Origin of the sequence: Zobellella maritima, assembly GCF_003075035.1 — a bacterium.
In the GTDB taxonomy this organism is placed as follows: Bacteria; Pseudomonadota; Gammaproteobacteria; order Enterobacterales; family Aeromonadaceae; genus Oceanimonas; species Oceanimonas maritima.
In genome coordinates this window covers 2,152,453-2,175,966 of record NZ_QCZE01000001.1, presented here as the reverse complement: position 1 = coordinate 2,175,966, position 23,514 = coordinate 2,152,453, and the positions used below count along the sequence as shown (strand labels likewise).

General features: G+C 57.3%; 23 protein-coding genes. 12 read left to right on the top strand and 11 right to left on the bottom strand.

What is annotated here, in order from left to right:
* Positions 1–50: 50 nt before the first annotated feature.
* Positions 51–851 (top strand): DUF1338 domain-containing protein, encoded by an 801-nt coding sequence (locus DCS96_RS10030; RefSeq protein WP_116474130.1) that lies wholly within the window; start codon positions 51–53, stop codon positions 849–851.
* Between the two features lie 265 nt (positions 852–1,116).
* Here DCS96_RS10030 and DCS96_RS10025 read toward each other — a convergent pair whose 3' ends face one another.
* Both DCS96_RS10025 and nhaC read right to left on the bottom strand, forming a co-directional pair.
* Positions 1,117–2,211, bottom strand: coding sequence for an alanine/ornithine racemase family PLP-dependent enzyme (locus tag DCS96_RS10025; protein ID WP_116474129.1), 1,095 nt, complete (start codon positions 2,209–2,211; stop codon positions 1,117–1,119).
* 151 nt (positions 2,212–2,362) lie between these two features.
* Entirely contained in the window at positions 2,363–3,817 is a 1,455-nt protein-coding gene (gene nhaC, locus DCS96_RS10020) for a Na+/H+ antiporter NhaC (RefSeq protein WP_116474128.1), read from the bottom strand.
* 420 nt (positions 3,818–4,237) lie between these two features.
* Between nhaC and DCS96_RS10015 the strand changes: the two genes are divergently transcribed.
* From DCS96_RS10015 to DCS96_RS10000, 4 genes are all read left to right on the top strand, one after another.
* Positions 4,238–5,101, top strand: a complete 864-nt coding sequence (locus DCS96_RS10015; protein ID WP_116474127.1) for an NAD(P)-dependent oxidoreductase — start codon at positions 4,238–4,240, stop codon at positions 5,099–5,101.
* A gap of 255 nt (positions 5,102–5,356) precedes the next feature.
* Positions 5,357–5,629 carry a nucleoid-associated protein HU-alpha gene (hupA, locus tag DCS96_RS10010; protein ID WP_116474126.1) on the top strand — a complete coding sequence of 91 codons (273 nt, stop codon included), beginning with the start codon at positions 5,357–5,359 and terminating at the stop codon, positions 5,627–5,629.
* 110 nt (positions 5,630–5,739) lie between these two features.
* Entirely contained in the window at positions 5,740–6,162 is a 423-nt protein-coding gene (locus DCS96_RS10005) for a hypothetical protein (protein WP_116474125.1), read from the top strand.
* Position 6,163: 1 nt separating this feature from the next.
* Positions 6,164–6,520: a sirohydrochlorin chelatase gene (locus DCS96_RS10000; RefSeq protein ID WP_116474124.1), complete on the top strand. Its 357-nt coding sequence runs from the start codon at positions 6,164–6,166 to the stop codon at positions 6,518–6,520.
* Between the two features lie 27 nt (positions 6,521–6,547).
* On the opposite strand, the gene DCS96_RS09995 is transcribed toward DCS96_RS10000, so the two are convergent.
* On the bottom strand, positions 6,548–6,916 hold the full coding sequence (locus DCS96_RS09995; protein ID WP_116474123.1) for a COG4315 family predicted lipoprotein: 369 nt from the start codon (positions 6,914–6,916) through the stop codon (positions 6,548–6,550).
* Between the two features lie 96 nt (positions 6,917–7,012).
* Between DCS96_RS09995 and DCS96_RS09990 the strand changes: the two genes are divergently transcribed.
* Entirely contained in the window at positions 7,013–7,552 is a 540-nt protein-coding gene (locus DCS96_RS09990; RefSeq protein ID WP_157953617.1) for an RNA polymerase sigma factor, read from the top strand.
* Complete coding sequence (locus tag DCS96_RS09985; protein WP_157953616.1) at positions 7,537–8,217, top strand: hypothetical protein; 681 nt, start codon at positions 7,537–7,539, stop codon at positions 8,215–8,217. The genes DCS96_RS09990 and DCS96_RS09985 overlap by 16 nt, the downstream gene beginning before the upstream one ends.
* 181 nt (positions 8,218–8,398) lie before the next feature.
* Here DCS96_RS09985 and purD read toward each other — a convergent pair whose 3' ends face one another.
* Both purD and purH read right to left on the bottom strand, forming a co-directional pair.
* Complete coding sequence (gene purD / locus DCS96_RS09980) at positions 8,399–9,685, bottom strand: phosphoribosylamine--glycine ligase (RefSeq protein ID WP_116474120.1); 1,287 nt, start codon at positions 9,683–9,685, stop codon at positions 8,399–8,401.
* A gap of 437 nt (positions 9,686–10,122) precedes the next feature.
* On the bottom strand, positions 10,123–11,706 hold the full coding sequence (gene purH / locus DCS96_RS09975; protein WP_116474119.1) for a bifunctional phosphoribosylaminoimidazolecarboxamide formyltransferase/IMP cyclohydrolase: 1,584 nt from the start codon (positions 11,704–11,706) through the stop codon (positions 10,123–10,125).
* 194 nt (positions 11,707–11,900) lie between these two features.
* Here purH and zntR point away from each other — a divergent pair, with 194 nt between their 5' ends.
* Entirely contained in the window at positions 11,901–12,329 is a 429-nt protein-coding gene (gene zntR / locus DCS96_RS09970; RefSeq protein WP_116474118.1) for a Zn(2+)-responsive transcriptional regulator, read from the top strand.
* Between the two features lie 472 nt (positions 12,330–12,801).
* The gene (locus tag DCS96_RS09965) at positions 12,802–14,085 is read left to right on the top strand and encodes a purine/pyrimidine permease (protein WP_116474117.1); all 1,284 of its coding nucleotides are present in this window, start codon (positions 12,802–12,804) and stop codon (positions 14,083–14,085) included.
* Positions 14,086–14,177: 92 nt separating this feature from the next.
* Here DCS96_RS09965 and DCS96_RS09960 read toward each other — a convergent pair whose 3' ends face one another.
* From DCS96_RS09960 to DCS96_RS09940, 5 genes are all read right to left on the bottom strand, one after another.
* The gene (locus tag DCS96_RS09960; RefSeq protein ID WP_116474116.1) at positions 14,178–14,600 is read right to left on the bottom strand and encodes a universal stress protein; all 423 of its coding nucleotides are present in this window, start codon (positions 14,598–14,600) and stop codon (positions 14,178–14,180) included.
* A gap of 6 nt (positions 14,601–14,606) precedes the next feature.
* On the bottom strand, positions 14,607–15,923 hold the full coding sequence (locus tag DCS96_RS09955; protein ID WP_116474115.1) for a TRAP transporter large permease: 1,317 nt from the start codon (positions 15,921–15,923) through the stop codon (positions 14,607–14,609).
* Entirely contained in the window at positions 15,923–16,453 is a 531-nt protein-coding gene (locus DCS96_RS09950; protein WP_116474114.1) for a TRAP transporter small permease subunit, read from the bottom strand. Before DCS96_RS09950 ends, DCS96_RS09955 begins: the two co-directional genes overlap by 1 nt.
* Positions 16,454–16,517: 64 nt before the next feature.
* Entirely contained in the window at positions 16,518–17,525 is a 1,008-nt protein-coding gene (dctP, locus tag DCS96_RS09945) for a TRAP transporter substrate-binding protein DctP (RefSeq protein WP_116474113.1), read from the bottom strand.
* 274 nt (positions 17,526–17,799) lie between these two features.
* Positions 17,800–18,732: a LysR family transcriptional regulator gene (locus DCS96_RS09940; RefSeq protein ID WP_116474112.1), complete on the bottom strand. Its 933-nt coding sequence runs from the start codon at positions 18,730–18,732 to the stop codon at positions 17,800–17,802.
* Positions 18,733–18,948: 216 nt separating this feature from the next.
* On the opposite strand from DCS96_RS09940, the gene DCS96_RS09935 reads away from it, so the two are divergent.
* The 3 genes from DCS96_RS09935 to DCS96_RS09925 all read left to right on the top strand — a co-directional run bounded on the left by DCS96_RS09935 (position 18,949) and on the right by DCS96_RS09925 (position 22,265).
* Positions 18,949–20,412: an NAD-dependent succinate-semialdehyde dehydrogenase gene (locus tag DCS96_RS09935; protein WP_116474111.1), complete on the top strand. Its 1,464-nt coding sequence runs from the start codon at positions 18,949–18,951 to the stop codon at positions 20,410–20,412.
* A gap of 25 nt (positions 20,413–20,437) precedes the next feature.
* Positions 20,438–21,727 carry a 4-aminobutyrate--2-oxoglutarate transaminase gene (gabT, locus tag DCS96_RS09930; RefSeq protein WP_116474110.1) on the top strand — a complete coding sequence of 430 codons (1,290 nt, stop codon included), beginning with the start codon at positions 20,438–20,440 and terminating at the stop codon, positions 21,725–21,727.
* Between the two features lie 343 nt (positions 21,728–22,070).
* Positions 22,071–22,265, top strand: coding sequence for a heavy-metal-associated domain-containing protein (locus tag DCS96_RS09925; RefSeq protein WP_232818218.1), 195 nt, complete (start codon positions 22,071–22,073; stop codon positions 22,263–22,265).
* An 89-nt stretch (positions 22,266–22,354) separates the two neighbouring features.
* Here DCS96_RS09925 and DCS96_RS09920 read toward each other — a convergent pair whose 3' ends face one another.
* Positions 22,355–23,500: an RNA-guided endonuclease InsQ/TnpB family protein gene (locus tag DCS96_RS09920; protein WP_116474109.1), complete on the bottom strand. Its 1,146-nt coding sequence runs from the start codon at positions 23,498–23,500 to the stop codon at positions 22,355–22,357.
* Positions 23,501–23,514: the final 14 nt, after the last annotated feature.

Here is a 23,514-nt window from a genome sequence, read left to right as displayed (position 1 = left end):
TTTTACGTTATGAATGGAAGTGCCCTCATAATAATGAAAAGGAAGACATGATGCATAGCTCGGTAACTGAGTTGTTCGACGCCCTGTGGCGGGATTATCTGGACCTGACTCCCAGTGCGCTGAAGATCCACAAATTGTTGGGAAAGGGTGAAGCGATCCTCAACGATCATGTGGCGTTTCGCACCTTCAACCACCCCAAGGTAAACCTGGACAAGCTGGCGGCTCATTTCCTGGCCCTGGGCTATGAGCAGAAAGGCGAGTACCACTTCAAAGCCAAGAAGTTGTACGCCAGGCATTATGAACACCAGACAGATCGGCAGGCGCCCAAGGTATTCATCAGCGAGCTGCTGCTTGAGCAGTGTTCGCACGGGCTGCAGGCCATCGTGGCCGGCATGCTGGATCAGGTCGACGAGCGGCTGTCCGGACAGACCGGCTTCCTCTATTCGGGAGCCCCCTGGAAGGTGAGTCACCAGGACTACAAGACCCTGCTGGAAGAAAGCGAATACGCCGCCTGGCTGGCCGCCTACGGTTACCGTGCCAACCACTTTACCGTAAGCGTGAATGAGCTGTCCGGCTTCGATACCCTACAAGAGGTCAACAGCACCTTGAAAGACGCCGGTTATCGCCTGAATACCTCGGGTGGTGAAATCAAGGGGTCGCCCGAGGTACTGCTGGAGCAGTCGTCAACCATGGCCGATACCGCCATCGTTGAATTCAGCGACGGCAAGGCCGAGTTGCCCAGTTGTTTCTACGAGTTTGCCCTGCGCTATGCCAAGCCGGACGGCAGCCTGTATACCGGTTTTGTGGCCGCTTCTGCCGACAAAATCTTCGAGAGCACCAACGTCGGCTGACGAGGAGAATCGGGGCAGCGCTCGGTACGCTGCCCTTGCTATCAGGATGCTAAATAACGGATGCACATACCACTACACTCCAGGCTGCGGTCTGGTCCGGTAAGTCGACTCCTCGCGCCAGGGCCGGACAATGTTCCCTTCCATCCCGGCATTCCCACCATTCATGGCGGTCAGTGGCGCGGCGGGCCCCCCGGGGGGTTACGGCGTGTCTGCATTCGGAACTGACTTCTGTAGTACAATGTAAATCAGTTATTTGGGTAATCACTCAAGACGTTACCTGCAGCTCTTCTGCTACCCGGCTTTTGCCAACATATTTAGAGGTCATGGCATAGAGTAGTGATCTGTAGTTGAGTCTGAATGACAGTACATCGCCCACCCTGGTATCGGACCCGCTCACATCCAGGATGAGGTGATCACTGCTGCCACCAATGATTTCTATCGAGGGATCCAGCGGGCTCAAGTCCGCGGCCGGAACATCCTGCTCACCCAGGGCGACGATGGCCCTTCTATGCCTTCCCTTGTCGATAAAAACAGGTTTTTCGCCGAAGGCATTCATTCCCACGGGCCCCCTGGGAATGGAGTTCTTCTCTTTTACTTCAATAACCTCAGCCTGCAGCGTGAAGATGTCATCGTACATGCCGGGTATTTTCCCCCCATAGGCGGTCTCTTTACCAAAGAACAGCGCCTCACCCAGCCGGAGCTGGTTTACGCCCTCCGGGATTTGCCGTTCCATCAGCAGCGGCAGTATGCTGGAGTTGCCACCGGATATGATCGAGAGGGAGTGTCCCAATTCTTTCTCTACCTGCTGTTTTGTGGCGAGTAACTCCATCATGATTTCTCTGGTGGGAATCACCCCTCCATAGCAGGTCAGGTTGGTGCCGATGCCGAGCCACTCGATATTGCTCTGGGCCAGTATCAAGCGACCGATGTCAGACAGGTGTTCTGCCAATATGCCTTCGCGCAGATCACCCAGTTCGATCATCAGGATTATTTTGTGGATGACGCCGACATCCTGTGCCATTTCTTGCAGTTTTTTAATGGTCTCGATTTCTGATACCAGGCTGACATCCGCATATCGGATGACCTCCGCGATTTCATGCAGGCCGGGCAAACGCAACAAGGTTGTTTGGCAGTTAGGTGATATCTTCTTGATACTTTTAAGGTTTTCTATTCTTGAGTCGGCAAGGGCATGATAACCCTTGTTGAGCAGGGCCTGGATGATGTCGGGATCCGCACAGACGACCTTGGTGACGGGAGTCCAGCTGATCGAATATTCATGCTTGTTACATAGCGCGTCCAGGAAAGCCGCATTATGCAATAGCCTGGCTTGATCCCATACGACCCTTGGTAGTTTATTCATGTTTCATTCCTGCAATGCCAAGTGAGTCATGACAGCGGTATTAGCGGTGTTTTGGTAGCACGATGAGCAGGCCTGGGAATGGCCTACTCATCGTCTGGAATGGCAAAAAGCTATATGGCTAACTGTGCTTCATCAGGTTGCTCAGTCAGCATCAGATATTGGCTTTGTGTACCTCCCGGGTGGCCTCGATAGCATCCTCATTGTTGACTTCGTCCAGCTGATCGGTGCCCTGCAGCTTCACGATGGAAAAGCCGGTCAGAGCGAAGACGATGGAGAGCATGGGGACGGCAAAGTTGAGTACCGCATAAGGAGCATACTCCAGGGCATGAACGCCCAGGGTGGCCAGAATGAAGACCCCACAGGTATTCCAGGGAATAAAGACCGAGGTCAGGGTGCCGCCATCTTCCAGTGCCCGGGACAGGTTCTTGGAGTGCAATCCCTTTTCCTTATAGGAGTTGGCGAACATCCTGGCGGGCACCACCACTGAGATGTACTGCTCCGAGCAGGTGGCATTGGTCAGGAAACAGGAAGAAATAGTGGTCGGTATCAGGCTTTTCGCCGACTTGGACTTGCTGATGATTTTCTCAACGATGGCTTTCAACATGCCGGTGTTTTCCAGCACGCCACCCAGGGTCATGGCAACGATGGTCATGGACACCGTATACATCATGGACTCCAGGCCGCCCCGGTTGAACAGGCCGTCGACCATCTCATTGCCGGTCTCGATGCTGAAGCCGGTTTGCAGGGCCTTCACCGCGTCGGCGACAGAGCCTCCCTGAATGAATATCTGACTGAGGAAGCCCAGTGATATCCCCACGAACAGGGCGGGTAGAGCCGGCACCTTCCTGGTGACCAGGAAGATAACGAACACCGGGATTAACAGCAACCAGGGGGAAATGACAAAGCTTTCCTGCAGTATGGCCATGGTGGCGTTGATTTTTTCGAACTCGGTGTCGCCGGCGGTGAAGCTCAGACCCAGATACCAGTATACGGCCAGGGCAATAAGCAGCCCGGGTATGGTGGTATAAAGCATATGCTTGATATGTTCAAAAAGATCGGTACCGGTCAAGCCTGCCGCCAGGTTGGTGGTGTCAGACAGGGGCGACAACTTGTCACCGAAATAGGATCCGGAAATCACGGCGCCGGCAACCATGGGGGCGGGAATACCCATGCTGATGCCGATACCCATGCCGGCAATACCGATGGTGCCCATGGTGGACCAGGAGCTGCCGATGGCGATGGAGACCACGGCACAGATCAGGGTGATGGAGACCAGAAACAGAGAAGGCGACAGTATTTTCAGACCGTAGTAAATCATGCTGGCGACAACGCCGCCGCCGATCCATGCACCTATGGCAACACCGACCAGCATGATGATCACCACGGCAGGCAGAGCCAGTTTAATGCCGCTGTAGATGCTTTCTTCTATTTGCTGCCACTTGTAGCCATGCTTCCAGGCCACCAGGGCGGCGACGACGGTGCCAAACGCAAGCGGTATATGAGGGCTGCCCTCAAAGATAACAATGGTTACCAGCATGGCCCCGACCATCAGGATGATCGGCAAGATAGCCATGGCAAAGGGTATTTTTGGAGTGTCGCTGTTCATAATCCCTCTTAATTACGGAGTGCAAGTCTCACGCTTCAATATTTTGAACTGTGAAAATGGTTAAATCCATGTAAACGATCTGGATTATTGCAAAATAGCAACCTATTGTCTTTATGTTGTATGTTGAATTGGTTTATTATGCTTTTTATTGTTTTGTTTTAATTGATAAATGTGAATAGTTTTTCACTTTTAATTGGCTCTGTATGGAGCCTTTTGGTGCCATTTGAATAAATAGTCATTTAGTTTTTTTTTGCTGAAGATCCCCGTGTTGGCGTCCTGATTTTGTAGAATCTGCCATTACTATACGTATTTGCCGAATTTTCACTCAGCGGGGCCGCTGGTGTGACTTTGAGCGACGGCTTGGCTATGCTCGGTGCTGGTTATTGATCGCTGTCTATTTAAAAACACAGGGGGTACTTGATGAAGTTAGCCTTTATAGGTCTGGGGGTAATGGGGGCGCCCATGGCGGGGCATTTACAGCAGGCCGGTCATCAGCTATGCGTGTATAACCGTAACGTCGAAAAGGCTGATGCCTGGGTCGCACGGTTTGGCGGGCGGCGGGCCGATACCCCGGCACAGGCGGCCAAAGGGGCCGACATCGTTATGCTGTGTGTCGGCAATGATGATGATGTACGCGCTGTGGTCTACGGTGAGCAGGGCATATTGGCCGGCATTGAGCCCGGCGCCCTGTTGGTGGATCACACTACTACCTCTGCCGAGTTGGCCGAAGAGCTGTATCAGGCGGGCGCCGATGCTGGTGTCCGCTTTATCGATGCTCCCGTCTCCGGTGGCCAGGCGGGAGCCGAAAACGGCGCCCTGACGGTGATGATAGGGGGGGACGAGGCGGATGTCGCCCAGGCCCAACCTGTGCTGGCCGCCTATGGCAAGAAAGTGACCCGTCTGGGACCGGTCGGCTCGGGGCAGCGTTGCAAGATGGTCAACCAGATCTGCGTGGTGGGAGCGGTGCAGGGCATTGCCGAAGGCCTGCTGTTGGCGAAAAAAGCCGGGCTGGATATCGCCACCCTGGTCGATGTGCTGGCCGGGGGAGCGGCCCAGAGCTGGCAGCTGGAAAACCGGGCCCAGACCATGGCCGAAGGCAAGTTTGATTTTGGTTTTGCCGCCCAGTGGATGCACAAGGATCTGAGCATCTGCCTGCAGGAGGCCGGGCGTCAGGGTATCAAGCTGCCGCTGATAGAGCAGGTGAACCGGCTCTATGCGGAGTTGATCGAGGAAGGGTATGGCCGCTGTGATTCTACGGTGGTGATTAAAAAGCTCGGTGGCTGAACCGGGTGGAAAATTCGCGATGCAAGCGGGCTTGAGGCTTGGCAGGGCAAGGGGTCGTCGGCTATGCTGGGCATGCCCGGCACAGAGCAGACGGCCTCTATCCGGCGTTTCCTGTGTGCAGTGTGATGTTTTCCGCAATTTCTGAACAAAACTAATGCACTTGAGTAAGGCCCAGGGACAAAGGCTTTGCTTGAGGCCTAAATTTGAATAGAGTGGGCAACCAACAGCTTAATGCCAAGTGAGAAAGGATATCCTATGAACAAGACTCAGCTTGTCGATGCAATCGCCGCCAAAGCAGATCTGACCAAGACTCAAGCCAAGGCCGCATTGGAAGAAGTGCTAAGTGGCATCACCCAAAGCCTGAAAGAAGGTGACCCGGTACAACTGGTTGGCTTCGGCACTTTCAAGGTGAGCCATCGTGCTGCCCGTACCGGCCGCAATCCTCAAACCGGTAAAGAGATCCAGATCGCGGCGGCAAACGTACCCAGCTTTGTTGCTGGTAAGGCCCTGAAAGACGCAGTTAAGTAACGCATTCCCAAAACCCGGCCTGGCCGGGTTTTTTTTTGCCCCGACTTGCCCCCTTTACTCCCGGACTGTTATAACTGATTCAGACCCTTACCCGGATCAGGGAGGTCGTTATGGAACTAAATGCAATTCGACAAGTGGCTGTACCATGGGCTGGAGCCTGCGGACTGACCACCGGCCTAATGTTAACCGCACTGCATCAGGATGTCTGGAACGGCAATCTTGTGCTCTCAATGGGGATCCCGACCGATATCGACAGCCCGCCACAGGTATCGTATCAACTGGTATTTGAACATCTGTATGGTTACCGGGTGCTTGAAGGTGCCGATGTTCTGGAACAGGTGGACGACGACGAGTGGGATATCGACAGTCAGATCCAGCTAATCACGCCTTCCCGTTTTCTGACCTGGTTTCATCAGGAAACCCATGGCGCCCACCTTGATGAGGATATTCAGCATTACCGTATATCCAGCTGGGATTTCTGCGTGGATGTACTGAGCGCTCAACCACCCGAGATAGATCTGAAACAGGAGTAATATGAAGGGGTTTATACTGGTGGCCCATGGCAGTCGTCGGGCCGCAGCAAATGATGAAATTGCCCGGTTTTCACGGGCCCTGAACAGCGGGCTTGCTCCCAAGTTTGATTTGACCGGTCATGCGTTTTGGGAGCTGGCCGAACCTGACCTGGGGCAGGCGATCGACAACCAGGTTGCGGCGGGGGCACGCTGTATCCGCCTGTTCCCCTATTTTCTGGCCGAGGGAAAACATGTGGTCACGGATCTGCCCTCGGTTATCGCCGAGAAGCAACGGCAATATCCGGAACTGGATATTGCCTTGCTGCCCCATCTGGGGGCCCTGCCGGGCTTTGCCGACTGGTTGGGGCAGCAGCTATAAAAAGAGCCCGTTCAGGGCTCTTTATTTTTATGGACGGGCCAGATGCCAGACATCTTTAACGCCGTCCCCCGTGGTATCGCCAGCCGTTTGGTCTTTCACCCACAAATACAATGGCTGACCCTTGTAGCTCCATTGCAGGCTGCCATCGGCCCGGGCAACAATGCCATAATTGCCTTCGGCCCGGTCATCGACACCGGCGGCCAGAGGTGGCCAGTTGGCGGCGCACTGATCATTACAGTTGCTTATCCCCTGGGCATCCTTGTCGAACACATATAAGCTCATTCCCGCTTCGTTAGTGAGGATGTCGCCATCCTGGCTGTTGGCTACCAGTACCGGGGCCGCCAGGGCGTGCAGGCTGAAAGTCAGGGTTAAACCAAGCAATGCTTTTTTCATCATCTGTTCTTTTCCTTGAAGTGTAGGGTTCAGGATAAATACGCATGAAGCTCGTAGATGGATGCATCTTTTTTCGGGGGGCGGGCGTTTTATATAAAAATGGCTGATAAAAACGTGAGTGGAGCAGAGATCACCGAGTTACTGGTCGCAATCGGCCGGGGGGAAAAGTCCGCGCTGGCGCAGTTGTATCGGGCCCAGGCTCCAAATCTGCTGGGGGTATTGCTGCGGTTGACACAAGACCGGGCCCAGGCGGAGGACCTGCTGCAAGAAGGCTTTGTCAAGCTCTGGCATAAGGCTGAACTGTTCGATCCCGGCCAGGGCTCGGCACAGGCCTGGCTGTTCAGCCTGTTCCGGCATCTGGCGCTGGATCAGCTGCGCCAGCAGGGGCGCAGGCGGGTACTGCTGCAACAGCTCGCCGAGCTGGAGCCGGACGCCGAGATGGTCCTGCCATCGCGACATCCCAGGTTGCAACACTGCCTGGCGCAGCTGGGCGGTGAAAGCCGTCAGGCTCTGGAGCTATGCTATCGCCATGGCCTGACCCACGAAGAGCTCAGCAGTCACCTGGGAGCGCCGTTAGGCACGGTGAAATCCTGGCTGAAGCGGGGGCTGGAGAGGTTAAAAACATGTCTGTGCCGTTAAGATATCAACATCCGTCGATCGTGGGGCACCTGGCCCAGCGTTATGTGCTGGGGGTGCAGACGTTCAGGGTCCGCCGACGTTGTCGGACATTGAGCCGGCGGGTTCCCGCCCTGGCGCTGGCGATCCGGGACTGGCAGGAGCGTCTCCACCCCCTGTCCGAGGGCACGGCGGTGCAGCCAGCCGCCGCGGTTTGGTCGGGCATAGAGCAGCGGCTGTGGGGACCAAGCCAGCAATCCCAGATGAAGCTGTGGCGTTCATTGTTTGCCCTGGCTGCCGGCCTGTTGCTGGCGGTCAGCCTCTGGTTGTGGCAAGCACCGGCATTACCGCCCGGCCCCCATTATATTGCGGCGTTGAATGGGCCGGTCGAGTCGGTCCAGTGGGTGGTCAATGTGACCCGGCTTAAGCCAGGGGTGGTGCGCCTGGGGATTGAAGGGGAGCATTGGACCGAACAGCCGATGGCGTTGTGGGCCCAGGGCAGGGACGGCAACTGGCTGCTGCTGGGCAGGCCCGGCAGCAACAACCGGGAATGGTCGCTGGACAAGGCACGCTGGCTGGCGGTGGCGGAGGCCGAGCGGCTGGTGCTGACCACCAGCGTTGAACGAACACCGGAACAGAGCGGCTGGCTCTCGGAGGGCCCCTGCCTGCAGCTGAGGGAGTGGTTATAAAATAGCAGCCGGAAGGCCGGCTCCGCCGACTCGCCGTGAACACATGATGCTCGATGCTTCTTGATCCTGTGCTCTGCGCGGGAATGCCAAGGCCGGTGCCCAGGAGACGTCGAAAGCCTGGAAGTAAAGAGGGGCCATGATTGGCCCCTCTTTGTGTCTGATTGCTTACCGCTGATAGCGGTTATTTCTGCTGCTCGCGTTCGATGGCGCGGTAGGCGATATCGTTGCGATAGAAGACCCCATCCCAGTTGATCTGCTGGGTTACGGCGTAGGCGTTTTGCTGGGCCTCGGTCACGGTGTTGCCCAAGGCGGTGGCGCACAGTACCCGTCCACCGGAGGTCAGCAGTTCGCCGTCCTTGAATTTGCTGCCAGCGTGAAACACCTTGGCTCCTTCGGTTTCGGCGGGAATGCCGGAGATGGTGTCGCCCTGCCGGTAGTGGCCGGGATAACCGCCCGCCGCCAGTACCACGCCCACGCTGGCACGCGGGTCGAAGTCGGCGGTCATCTTGTCCAGGGTACCGTTGCAGCCGGCCAGGCAGAGCTCGACCAGATCGGACTGCAGGCGCAGCATGATCGGCTGAGTTTCCGGATCGCCGAAGCGGCAGTTGAACTCGATCACCTTGGGCTGACCTTCGGGGCTTACCATCAGGCCCGCATAGAGGAAGCCCTTGTACACATGGCCTTCTTCCGCCATGCCTTGCACGGTCGGCATGATCACCTGCTCCATGATGCGCTGATGGACTTCGGGGGTGACCACCGGAGCCGGGCTGTAGGCGCCCATGCCGCCGGTGTTGGGACCCGTATCACCGTCGCCGACCCGCTTGTGATCCTGGCTGGTGGCCATGGCCAGCACATGCTCGCCGTCGACCATCACGATAAAGGACGCTTCCTCGCCGTCGAGGAACTCCTCGATCACCACCCGGCTGCCGGCGTCGCCGAAGGCATTGCCGGCCAGCATGTCGCGTACCGCCGCTTCCGCTTCTTCCAGGGTCATGGCGACGATGACCCCCTTGCCGGCGGCCAGGCCATCGGCTTTGACCACGATGGGGGCGCCTTTTTCCCGCAGATATGCCAGCGCCGGTTCGACCTGGGTAAAGTTCTGATAATCGGCGGTGGGGATCTGCTGCCGGGCAAGGAAGTCCTTGGTAAAGGCCTTGGAGCCTTCCAGCTGGGCGGCGGCCTTGCTCGGGCCGAAGATGGTCAGGCCTTCGGCTTCGAAGGCATCGACCACACCGGCTACCAGCGGGGCTTCGGGGCCCACTATGGTCAGGCCGATCTGTTCTTTTTTGGCAAAGGCCAGCAGATCGTGGATGTCGGTGGCGGCAATGGCCACATTGGTGAGGCTGGGTTCCAGCTCGGTGCCGGCGTTGCCCGGTGCTACAAACACCTGACTTACCTTGGGTGACTGGGCGGCTTTCCAGGCCAGTGCATGTTCGCGACCACCGCCGCCGATAACCAATACCTTCATGGTCTGTTCCTTAAACTGTTAACGCAAAAACGGAGGAGGCTGAGAGTCGACCAAAGGGATGACTCTGCCGACACGCTATGGGACATGATACTCGTCGTTTCAGCCTGCTGCGAACATTTACTGGATGTTCGGTCAGGCTGAAACAACTCGTCACGGCGAGCATGCTCGCCCCATGTACGCTCTCCGTTTCATCCCTGAAACGGAAGGTCGGCGGAGTCGCTCCCTTTGCTCTCGATCAGCATCGGCACTGTCGGATAATGCCTGCAGACGGCCACGGTATACAGCTAGAGGGATGGGGGAGCCTCTAAGCCGACCATTGGCGCCATGGGTGGCGCCGCCGCGGCCCCAGGGATGGGTTCACGGCGTGTCGGCGTGAGGCTACCTCATCCCGAGGGCCGCCGGATATTCGACTACGTTATCCTTCAGGCCGACTCCTGTTAGTGACGGAAATGACGCATGCCGGTGAAGACCATGGTCATGCCGTGCTCATCGGCCGCCTGGATCACTTCTTCGTCACGCATGGAGCCGCCGGGCTGGATCACGCAGCTGATGCCGGCGGCCGCGGCCGCGTCGATGCCGTCGCGGAACGGGAAGAAGGCATCGGATGCCATCACCGAACCGGCCACGGTCAGGCCTTCATCCGCGGCCTTGATGCCGGCGATCTTGGCGGAATACACTCGGCTCATCTGTCCGGCACCGACGCCTATGGTCTGGCCGTCTTTAGCGTAGACGATGGCGTTGGATTTGACATATTTGGCCACTTTCCAGCAGAACAGCAGGTCTTGCAGCTCTTCTTCGGTCGGCTGGCGCTTGCTGACCACTTTCAGGTCATCCAGGCCGACCATTCCCTGGTCTCTGTCTTGTACCAGGATACCGCCGTTGACCCGCTTGATATCCAGGCCCTGGGTGGCTTGCTGCCACTGGCCGCATTCCAGCAGACGCACGTTTTTCTTGTCGGCAACGGCGGCCTTGGCGGCGTCGGAGATGCTCGGTGCGATGATCACTTCCACGAACTGACGCTCGATGATGGCGCGGGCGGTGGTTTCATCCAGCTCGCGGTTAAAGGCGATGATGCCGCCGAAGGCAGAGGTCGGGTCGGTCTGGTAGGCGCGGTTGTAGGCTTCCAGGATATCGCCGCCGAGGGCTACACCGCAGGGGTTGGCGTGTTTGACGATCACACAGGCCGGTGCGTCGAATTCCTTCACGCATTCCAGGGCAGCGTCGGTGTCGGCAATATTGTTGTAAGACAGCTCCTTGCCCTGCAGCTGGCGCGCGGTGGCAACCGAGGCTTCATCAATCTGGTTTTCCACGTAGAAGGCGGCGCTCTGGTGGCTGTTTTCGCCGTAGCGCAGATCCTGCTTCTTGGTGAACTGATAGTTGATGGTGCGCGGGAATTTGGAGTCGGCAGGGCTCTCGCAATAGGCGGGTACCATGGTGCCGAAATAGTTGGCGATCATGCCGTCATACTGGGCGGTATGCTCGAAGGCGGCGATGGCCAGGCTGAAGCGGGTGGCCTGGGTCAGGCTGCCGTTGTTGGCATCCAGCTCTGCCAGCAGCTTGGGATAATCGCCGCTGTTCACCACAATAGCGACATCGTTGTGGTTTTTGGCCGCGGCGCGCACCATGGTCGGGCCGCCGATATCGATATTCTCGATGGCATCTTCGAGGGTGCAGTCGGGTTTGGCAACGGTATTGGCGAACGGATACAGGTTGACCACCACCATGTCGATGGGCTGGATACCGTGCTCGGACATGATCGCATCGTCCTTGCCACGGCGACCCAGGATACCGCCGTGTACCTTGGGGTGCAGGGTCTTGACCCGGCCGTCCATCATCTCGGGAAATCCGGTATAATCGGATACTTCGGTGACGGGCAGTCCTTGCTCGGCAAGCAGCCGGGCGGTGCCGCCGGTGGACAGCAGTTCCACGCCACGGGCATGCAGTGCCTGAGCGAACTCGAGGATGCCTTGTTTATCGGACACGCTCAGCAGAGCACGGCGAATGGGTCGAGCTGTTTCCATGGGATCTCGTTCCTTTAACGGTCAACAATAGGGGGGTTTGGTAAAGTCCGCAGAGGCTGCGGACTTTACCAAACCGCCTGGAGTACCAGAACAGAGGCGGCGCATTATACAGTATTCTACGGCTGCTTGTTTGACTATTTGTCTTGGTGTCAAGAAGTTTAATGTGTAAACAAGAATACCTAACGGAGTCCCTTATGTATCGTATTGGTGAGCTGGCTAAACACTTTGGCGTTAAGGCTGATACCCTGCGTTTCTATGAAAAGGAAGGTCTGTTTACCCCCGGCCTGCGGAGCCCGTCCGGATATCGCCTGTACACGGAAGAAGACAAGCGCCGACTGCATTTTATTTTACGCTGCAAGCGGGTGGGCTTTTCCCTGAAAGACGTAGAAGAGCTGCTGTCACTGCGGGTCGGCAAGTCCGAGGCGCACTGCATGGAGGTCAAGGCGGTGGCCGACGGCAAGTTGCACGAAGTGGAAGAAAAAATCGCCGAACTGGAGCAGTTCCGTCGTTCATTGAAACAGTTATCCGATGCCTGCTGCGGCGGTATGGAAAGCGCCGAGCACTGCTCGATCCTGGAAGCCCTCGACGGCAAGTTGCTGACCAAGGAAAACGACGCCCGTTAAGTTGCTGATTTTACTGTGCTGCAAAGGCGAGATCTGCCTCAAACTTACCGCACCGCAGACCCATATATGAGGCTCCGCCGGATAGCTGACCCCCAGCAGGTATCCGGCGGAGTACTTTTCGGCGATTTCCATCGAGAGGGAATATGCCGAAATGCGGGGGCATTCTAGGCCCTGTTCCAAGGTTTTACTTTTCATCATTCAATCATCGTAAGATAGATAAATATATTGCTAACAATTTATGTTAGTATTTTTACCAATGGTTTGAATCCTGTGTTTTACAGTTTCTTCCTGTGGCGCGTGGCGGCCCATCGAACCCAATGGCACGGCTTCTGTATGACACCCTGTGCCGGGCCTGGCCCGGCGGTGATTTAACCCACTACCTACTCCGGGTTGAACCGGCATCCGGTGCAGACGGCGGTACTGCCGGGTTCGGTGATCCGACTCACTGCTGATATTCAACTAAGGACATGCAATGAAGGCTCATTTGGGATGGGGACTGAGTGTTAGCCAGTGGTTTATCTTTCTGCTGGCCAATGCGCTGGCACTACCGATTGTACTGGGGCAGGCATTCGGCATGAGCGGCGCGGAAATTGCCGGCCTGATGCAGCGCACCCTACTGGTGGTCGGCCTGAGCTCGTTGCTGCAGGCCTGGCTCGGGCACCGATATCCGATTGCCGATGGTCCGGCCGGATCCTGGGCCATCGTCTTCGTGGTCATGGCTCAGCTGGGCGCGGCCCAGGGACACAGTGCCACCATGACCCTGCAGCTGCTGGAGGGGGGCGTACTGGTCGCCGGTGGGATCATGCTGGTGCTCGGTCTGGTCCGGCAGGTGCACAGGCTGCTGTTTCTCTTTACCCCGCTGGTAACGGGCTGTTTCATCCTGCTCCTGGTCATTCAGTTGGCCGGCGTTTTCATGCGGGGCATGGTGACGGATCCCCGCAGCGGGCTGATGTCGGGTGGGGTATTGCTGCTGGCTCTACTGGTGTTTCTCGGGGTGCTGCTCTGCTCGTTCAGCCGTTACACCCTGCTGAGAACCTACGCCGTGCTGGTCGGTATCGTCGTTGGCTGGGGGGGATTTTATCTGTTCGAACTGATGGCACCGGCGCCTGACCCGGTAGCGGGTGGGCTGCATATTCCCATGCCCTTTGCATGGGGAGTGCCCGAGCTGGACAGCGGTATGCTGATCGTGGCCGGGCTGTTTTCGCTGTTGCTGTTTTCCAATCAGATTGCCGCCATTTCGGCGATGAGTACCGTGGTCAGCGGGGACCAGGTCGATACCGCTCGGGTTATCAACCGCAGCAGCTGGGTGTCGGGGGTTAGCCATTTCCTGGCCGGTGCCGGTTCAACCATCGCCGTTGTGCCTTTGCCGGTAACTGCCGGCTTTGTCCAACTGACCGGTGATCGGCGGCGGGGACCCTTTATGCTGGCGTGTGTGTTGCTGGCGCTGATCTCGCTGTTTCCGGCCTTGGTCAGCCTGTTGGCGTTATTGCCGGCGCCGGTGGCGAATGCGGCGTTGCTGGCGACCTTCGTCAAACTGGTCAGCCTGGCGTTTACGCTATTAAACAAGCAGCCGCTGGACAATCGCGCCAGCACCATCATCGGCGTGTCGCTGCTGCTGGGCGTGGGGTGCATGTTTCTACCGGCCGGGCTGTACCGGCACCTGCCCGGGCTGGCTCAGTATTTGCTGGGCAATGGCCTGCTGGCAGGCACCCTGCTGGCATTGACCATGGAGCAGCTGTGGCGCAAGCCGCGCTGACTTGCTCGGTGGGATGGGGGAAGGGAGCAAATGCGCCTGCAGCTGTCCGCTATCGAAGCAGGGCCTGCTGCAGGCACGGTTATCGAACAGTGCTAACGGATCACCAGTACAGCACAGTCCGCGTGTCTGACCACTCGGGATGAGTTTGAGCCCAGCAGGTAGGTTTCCGCTCCTGGCCGGGAAGCGGGCATGACGATCAGATCGGTCTGCTGCTTCTTGGCCTGAGCCAGAATGGTGTCGTACACCACGCCGCGTTTCAGCCATAACCGACCCTGCTGAGCCACGGGGATTTCCTTATCCATAAACGCCTGTAGTTGCTGCTTCATGGCGGCGTCCAGCTTATCGAGCAGCTCATTGGACAGCAGCGGCGCAGCCGCATGATGGATGCGCGCCGAGTTGACATAGAGCAGGTTGATCTTGCCGGCGGGATGGCATAGCTTGAGTGCTGCCTTCATCACCTTGGGATACAGTTGCTGGTGCTCAAAGTCCAGTGGTAACAATATTTGTGAAAACATGGTCCGTTATCCCATCAGTTTGTTTGGAAGCCAGGTCACTATTTCCGGTACCAGCATGCACAGGATCAAGACGCCCAGTTTGAGCATGACAAACGGCAACACCGACTTGTAGATATCCATCATGGTCACCCCCGGAGGCGCTATGCCTTTCAGGTAGAACAACGCAAAGCCATAAGGCGGTGTCTGTACTGCAATCTCTATGTTCAGGATCATCAGGATACCGAACCAGATAGGATCGTAGCCCAGGCTGATGGCGATAGGAGTGAACAGGGGCGCACAGATCAGCACGATGATCATCTCGTCGATGATAAAGCCGAGCAGCAACATGATGACCTGCATCATCAGGATGATCATGATGGGGGGCAGGTCCAGCCCGGCAGCAAAATCGGCCACCATGCCCTGTACGCCCATCAGCAGGTGGAAGTTGCTGAACACAGAGGCACCGAGCACTATCCAGATGGCCACGCTGACCAGCAAAGCGGTTTCTACGCCGGAACGCTTCATCATCTTGAGTTTGAAACGTTTGTACATCAGGGCCAGCAACAGGGCACCGACCACGCCAATGGCGCCGGACTCGGTGGGTGTGGCAATACCGGTGATGATGCTGCCGAGCACCAGTACGATCAGGGCCAGCGCCATGAAGCCGTCGCGCAGGGTAATGAAGCGCTCGCGAGCGTTTTGGGGCACGTCCAGAGCATGGCCGACGGGCGCGCGCTCGGGGTTCCGTTTACAGGAGATCACCACATAGAGCACCATGACGGTGATGGAGATCAGTGCCGGCACCAGGGCGGCGACGAACATCTTGCCGACCGAGGTCTGGGTGGTGGAGCTGAACAATATCATAGGGATGCTGGGCGGGATCAGTATGCCCAGCCCCCCGCCGGCCATGATGACACCGAGTGCCAGCTTTTTATCGTAACCTCGTTCCAGCATAGGGCGCAGGGCAATACTGCCGGAGGTCATAATGCCGGCACCGATAATGCCGACCATGGCGCCGATCATGGAGCAGACGCCGATGACGCTGATCGCCAGCGAGCCGCGAATGCGGCCAATCACCAACTGGCTGGCCTTGAACATGGCATCGCCGATACCGGAGCGGGTCAGCAGCTGGCCCATGTAGATATAGAGCGGAATCGCCAGCAGTACAAAGCTGAACAGGGTGCTCTCTATGGTGGTGGGCACTATGTTGAAAATACCCTCACCCCAGGTGGCGTAGCCGATCAGCATGGCTATGCCGCCCAGAGCCAGGCCTACCTGGGCGCCCAGTGCAAAGGAAACCAGTACGCCCAGCAGCAGCAGGCCGGTCAACAACTCGATACTCATTATTCATCATCCTCGGACAGCAGGGATTCACCGGTGATCAGCTGCCAGGCGTCTTTCAACATATCACTGGACAACTGCAGCAGAAACAGCAGGGCGGCGGCGGTCACCATCACCCAGAAATGGCCGATGGAAGGACCCCATTCGGACTGGCGGGTATAACCAAAATCGATGGCCTCCAGCGCTTTTTCCCAGCTTTTACTGGCCACTATGATTAAAAAGAAGCCGCCCAGGGTATTGGATACCAGATCGAAGATATTTTTGGTTCGCTGTGATACCGACAGGTAGAGGATATCGACGTTGATGTGCGCCTTTTTAAGCTGGCCGCTGGCGCCGCACAAGGCACCGATATAACCGAATAGAAACAGCGACACGTCGTAGGCCCACATGGTCGGGCTGTTGAGTACGTAACGGGAAAACACTTCAAAGGCAAGGGTTGCCGCCAGCAGGGGAAGGGCCAGGGCGATGGTATGACCGACGGTCGACACTAGCAGTGCGGTCCCTTTACACCATAAACAAAGTAGTTTTTTCATTATGCATCCATGGAATGAAAACAGCAGCCCCGCCGCGGGGCGGGGCTATATCATTGGAAGGGGTTTACTTCATCAGTTCTACGAGACGAGAGCTGTATTTGTCGGTTTTACCATAGTGAGCCCAAACGGCTTCGGCCGCCTGCTGCCACTGGGCCTTGTCTGCGTCGGAGGCCTCGGGGCTCCAGACCATGCCGATTTTTTGCATGTCGGCCACGGCTTCCTGTTCCCACAGGGCGGACTTCTCTGCCTGTTCCTTGGCGTGCCACTTGGCGGCATCACGTACTACCTGCTTCAAGTCGTCGGGCAGCTTGTTCCAGGCGTTCTTGTTTACCAGAACGGGCAGGGCCTGGGCGCTGGACACCGGCAGCGGGTACATAAACTTGGCCACTTCGGCAAAGTTGCCGTCACGGTGATCGATCAGGTTGGAACCTATGGTACCGTCGATAACGCCGGTGGCCAGGCTGGTATAGACTTCGCCCCAGGCCATGTTGACCGGAGATGCGCCCAGCTCACGGAAGAAGCGGCCATAGGCGCCAGGAGCACGGATTTTCAAGCCCTTGAAGTCTTCAATGGATTCTATCTTGGTCTTGGTGATGACATAGACGCCAGGCTGAAAATAGGGATCCAGCCACACCAGACCGTGGCGATCATAGGCTTCGGTCAGCACTTCGGACCAGCCTTTGTCATAAAACTGGGCGTTCAACTCTTCAAGGGTACCGCTGGTACCGGGCAGGCCGACTTCAACCACGCCGAAGGGGATTTCGCCGGCATGCATGGGCTGGAAGGGGGCGGCCATGTCGAGCAGACCTGACTTGGTGGCACCTATGATGCCATTGGTATCGACGCCTTCACCGGCATAGAGCATGTTGATTTTCATGCGGCCGTTGGAGTCGGCTTCTATCTTGTCGGCAAAAGACTGGTAGACATCGCCGAAGGCGGTGCCGCGGGAGTACAGGTTGGTGAAGCGCCAGGTCACATCGGCAGCCATGGCTTCCATGGTGGCGCCCATGCCGGCAACGGCAATCAGAGAGGCGGCAATTTTAGTACGGGCGGAGCTCCAGATATGAGTCATGTTGTAGTCCCTTGTGTTATCACATTCCATCAGCCTTGAGTCGAACTCAAAGTCGGTATTTTGTATTGGGTACCCTTTTGGGCGATGTCAGTCTGCGCCAGTCTCAAAAGGGGTTAAATACATAATCATTCATGTTTGGTTTGACCAATGTCAAACAAACAGCGGAAAACTAAGTGATAGCAGCAGTAAAAACTATCATTATGCAAAAACTCAGCATATTGGTTTGCTATTCTGTGAGGCGAGTCACGCAGCGGAGCCGGCCCGAAATCCGGACTCAGGGCGCGGCTTGCAGGTGATCGTACAGCAATTGCAGGAACAGTCCCTTCAGCCGGCTCTGGCGACCATGGCTGCGGGTGATGGCGGAAATGCCCAGGTAATGGTTTTTCTGCTCGGGTAGCAGGGCCTTCAAACGACCGCTTTCCACCCAGCGGCGGGCGAAGCTTTCCGGCAGGAAACCGATATATTGCCCTGACAGAATCAAGGCGGCCCTGGGCTCGTAGTGGTAGGCCCGACCGGCGATGTTAAAGCCCTGCACCTGGGCGCTGGCTTCGGGGTTAGTATAGATACCCGGATGAATAAACTTGTAATCACCCAGCCTGGCGAGGAGGGCATCGGACTCCCTTTCCTCGAATAGGGGGTGGCGATCACTGCAATACAGGAAGCAATGCACCTGGTACAGGTGATGATAATCCAGTCCTTCCAGATCCCTGTGGTAGTGGATAAAGCCGATGTCGGCATCTTCGCTGAGTACCCGGCGCTCGATTTCGCCCATGTGGGCAACGTCGACACTGACATTCACATCCGGCGCTAGTTCTCCCAGGGAAGCAAAGATATCTGCCATGGGGAATTCATCTTCCAGCCAAATGTTATCGCTGGACACTATCTTCAGTTCGCCGCTGAGCTGTTCATGCAGTTCGTTGACCGTATAACGGAACTCTTCCAGCCGAGAGAACAGCCGCTTGGCCGATTCGTAGATCACCACGCCATCGTCGGTTAGGGCAAAACCCGAGCGGCCGCGTCGGCACAGTTTCAGCTTGAGCCGGTTTTCCAGGTTGGCCATATGCACGCTGATGGTGGAACGGCTGATATTGAGCTCGGTTTCCGCCGCGGAAAACCCGCCGCACTCCACTACCGTCTTGAACAGTTTGAGCAGGCGGATCTCATAGTCACCGATTTGTCCCAGCACGGGTCTGCTTGTTTGACTCATAGTTTGAGATTCTTCAATGTGAATGTTGATACGTCATCATTTATAAGACTTTAAACACAAGGCTAACATGCAATCAAAGTATGGCCAATGTCGGTAACGAACGGCACCCTCCCGGACTTATGCCGGATGCTGTGGTGAATTCGTGCCGGGTCAAGGCCGATATGCCAGCCCGGTGGCCCCGGGCAAGGATGAATCAACACCGAGGGCGGAGTCCGAATGAGCATCTCTTCAGTGAACAGCAGTCTAATCAAGCAGTCCGGTTACATTAACGGTCAGTGGTGCGCGGCCGAAAACGGCGCCACCATCAGTGTCACCAATCCCGCCACCGGCGAAACCCTGGGACAGGTGCCGGACATGGGCATCAACGAGACCCGCGCCGCCATCGATGCGGCCAGCCAGGCGCTGGTCGGCTGGCGTGAGCTGGCACCCAAGGAGCGGGCCCGCCTGCTGCGCCGCTGGAACGATTTGATCCTGGAGCACAAGGAAGATCTGGCCCGGCTGATGACCCTGGAGCAGGGCAAGCCCCTGTTCGAAACCCTGGGTGAGGTGCTGTACGGTGCTTCCTATATCGAGTGGTATGCCGAAGAAAGCAAGCGTGCCTACGGTAAGGTCTTTGCCGCACCCACCGCCGACAAGCGTGCACTGAGCGTTCAGCAGCCCATCGGTGTGGTGGCGGCGATCACCCCCTGGAACTTCCCCAACGCCATGATCACCCGCAAGATAGCCCCGGCCCTGGCCGCCGGCTGTACCATAGTGGTCAAGCCTTCCGAAGAAACCCCTTTCTCCGCCCTGGCGCTGATGGCCCTGGCCGAGCAGGCCGGTATTCCTGCGGGCGTTATCAACATGATTACCTCCACCAAGGCTGCGGTGGTGGGCAAGGAAATGACCGATGACAGTCGGGTCCGCAAGCTGTCGTTCACCGGTTCCACCCGGGTTGGCAAATTGCTCTATGGCCAGAGTGCCGATACCGTGAAGAAACTCAGCCTTGAGCTGGGCGGCAACGCGCCCTTTATCGTGTTCGACGATGCGGATCTGGATGCAGCAGTGGCCGGTGCCGTGATCTCCAAGTTCCGTAACGCCGGTCAGACCTGCGTTTGTGCCAACCGTATCCTGGTGCAGGATGGTATTCACGATGCCTTCGTAGCCCGTTTCAAGGAAGCGGTAGAGCAGTTGGTGGTCGGCAATGGCCTGATTGATACCACCACCCTGGGCCCGGTGATCAACAAGGCGGCGATCGACAAGATCGCGGCCATGGTCGACACAGCGCAGACCCAGGGCGCCGAACTGGTGACCGGCGGCCGTCGCCATCCGGCGGGTGAACTGTTCTTTGCCCCGACTATACTGACCGGTGTAACCCAGGACATGGAGATCGCCCGGCAGGAGATCTTCGGTCCGGTGGCCCCGGTGATCCGCTTCAAGGATGATGCCGAGGCCATCGCCATCGCCAACGACACGCCCTACGGACTGGCCGCCTACTTCTTTACCGAGAGCCACAGCCGCATCTGGAAAATCGCCGAGGGGCTTGAATACGGCATGATCGGCATCAACGAGGGCATTCTTTCCAACGAAATCGCTCCCTTCGGCGGGGTCAAGGAATCCGGTTTGGGTCGGGAGGGATCCTCTCAGGGTCTGGAAGATTACATGGAAACCAAATACCTGTGCATGGGCGGCATCCGCTGAGCAGGATTATTCAGGAGACAAGACGATGAGCAAGAACCAAGATCTGCAACAGCGCAAAGATGCCGTCTTTGCCCGTGGTATGGGCAATATGGCCGCCGTGTATGTTGACCGCGCCGTTAATAACGAAATCTGGGATGTAGAAGGCCGTCGTTTTATCGACTTCGCCGCCGGCATCGCCGTGGTCAATACCGGTCACTCTCATCCGCGCATCAAGGCGGCGGTGGCCGAGCAGCTGGAGCGCTTCAGCCACACCTGTGCCATGGTCACTCCCTATGAGAACGTGGTGGAATTGGCCGAAAAGCTGGTCGAGCTGGCTCCCGGCGATAGCCGCAAAAAGGCCGTCTTCGTGACCACAGGGGCCGAAGCGGTGGAAAACGCGGTCAAGATTGCCCGCGCCCATACCAAGCGCTCCGGTATCATCGCCTTCAACGGCGGCTTCCACGGTCGTACCAACATGGCCATGGGCCTGACCGGCAAGGTGGCGCCCTACAAGGCGGGTTTCGGTCCTTTCCCCGGCGAGATCTATCATCTTCCATTCCCGAATGAGTACCATGGTGTGACTATGGCTCAGTCGCTGAAGGCGTTGGATGAGCTGTTCCATTGCGATATCGAGCCGGGTCGGGTCGCGGCCATCATCATCGAGCCGGTACAGGGTGAGGGTGGTTTCTACCAGGCGCCAGCCGAATTCCTGCAGGCCCTGCGCGAGCTGTGTGACCAGCATGGCATCTTGATGATCTGTGACGAAATCCAGACCGGATTCGGGCGTACCGGCAAGATGTTCGCTACCGAATACGCCGGTATCGAGCCGGATATGATGACCATGGCCAAGGGCATTGCCGGCGGTTTCCCGCTGGCGGCGGTGGTCGGCAAGGCCGACATTATGGATGCGGCCAATCCGGGCGGCCTGGGTGGGACCTATGCGGCCTTCCCGCTGGCCTGTGCGGCGGCGCTGGAAGTGCTGAAAGTGATCGAAGAAGAACAGCTTTGTCAGCAGGCACTGGCCATCGGCGAGCTGATGAACCGCCGTTTGTCTGCGCTGCAAGCCAAGTACCCCGCGCACATTGGGCATGTGCGCAACCTGGGTGCCATGGTGGCGATGGAACTGGTCAACGATGGGGATGTTGATCAGCCCAATGCCGAACTGACCAAGGCACTTGTCGCCAAGGGTATCGAGAAGGGAGTATTGATGTTGTCCTGTGGGGTACGGGGCAACGTAATTCGCTTCTTGCCGCCCTTGACCTCTCCGTTGGAGTTGGTCAATGAAGGTCTGGATCTGCTGGAAGCGTCACTGGCGGAATTGATCCAGACAGTGTGAGTAACGTCGAGTCATCACATCCTTGGCGGGCCTTGTGCCCGCCTTTTTTATTTTTATTCGGGGGCATCCAGGGTGTAGCCCATGTCTCTGAGGGGCGGATCAGTCTGGGCTCGAAGCCTTCATCAGATCGAGAGTTACCAAATCGTAGGGTGTGCTTGCGGCCGGATGCGGGTCATCCAGGCCATTGCGGGTGGGAGCACGACTCATTCCGCTACATTCACCTCTTCCCGCAGCTAGTCGCCGATTTGCATCATGAAGATAGTAGTGGAAAGGCAAAAAACACTTGACCCTACCATGGTGGTAAGGTTGATAGTAGTGGGACCAAACCACCAATGAGGAAAGCATGATGATCAGTTTTACCCTGCCCGAGATGACCTGCGGCCACTGTGTCGGTGTGATTAACAAGGCACTGACGGAGCTGGATCCGGCCTGTGAGCTGGAGTTCGATCTGCCCGGCCATACCATCAGGGTGGAAAGTCATTGCTCTCGGGAGGAGCTGGTCGAGGCATTGAGTGAAGCAGGTTATCGGCCTGCATAATTGTCCAGCGCCCGGCGCAGTGCCGGGTTTTTCTTGCTCCGGGAGGCAGAGTTGACTGCTCCCCTCCCTAAAGGAAGGGGATTCCCAATTCATCGAAAACCGGACACGGAGACTGACCCCATGCCGCTTACATTCTCTCCAAGGGCTAACACCGCCAGCCCGGCGGCTTTAATGTTGGTCGCGGCGTTAATGTCACGGTCGTGGCTGGCCCCGCATTCGGGACAGTCCCATGTCCTGACCGACAACGGCAGCGACGAAAGGGTGTGTCCGCAACCCGAGCAGCGTTTTGAGCTGGGGAACCACTGGTCAATGGCGACCAGTGAACGCCCGGCCCATTCCGCCTTGTACACCAACTGGCGCACAAATTCGCCCCAGCCAACATCGGCAATGGCTTTGCTCAGCTTTCGGTTGCGGATCATGTTTTTCACGGTCAGGGATTCGACGCAGATCACTTGGTTCTCGTTAATCAATCTGCGGGACAGCTTGTGCAAGTTGTCCAGCCGGCAATCGGAGATGTTGGCGTGAAGTTTCGCCACCTTCTGCCGGGCCTTGGCGCGGTTGGCCGAGCCGAGCTTTTTCTTGCTCAGCCGGCGCTGTGCCAACGCCAGCCTGGCGGCGTATTTCGCGGTATGGCGGGGATTGCCGATCCGTTCACCCTGGTCGGTGATAAACAGGTCTTTCAGACCCAGGTCAATGCCGGCCATATTGGGGGTGACGGGCAACGTCCGGGCCTCGAATTCGCACTGGCAGCTGACAAAGTAGCGGCCTGCCGGATCCCTGGAAACGGTAATGGTGCTGGGCTCGCCGGGAAGCGGTCGGCTCCAGCGAATAGCCAGCGGGGTTTTCGACTTGGCGAGAAACAGCTTGCCGTCCCGGTACTTGAACGCCGAGCGGGTCAGCTCTATCGACTGACGGCGCTTTCTGCTTTTAAAGACTGGGTACCTGGCACGGCCCTCAAAGAAGTTTTTGAATGCGGTTTGCTGATGGCGCAGGCATTGCTGCAAGGGAACGCAGGACACCTCGGACAAAAACGCCAGTTCAGGCTTTTTCTTGAGGGCGGTCAGCCGGGCGTTGGCCTGAATGTAACCGATTTTTTCTTGGCGCTGATTGAAGGCTTCGGTACGCCAATGCAGTACCGAGTTATAGACAAAACGCACACAACCGAAGGTCCGGGCTAATAGCTCAGATTGTTCGGGGGTGGGGTAAAAGCGATATTTGTAGGCGCGTTTCGTCATGCGCTTAGCTTAGT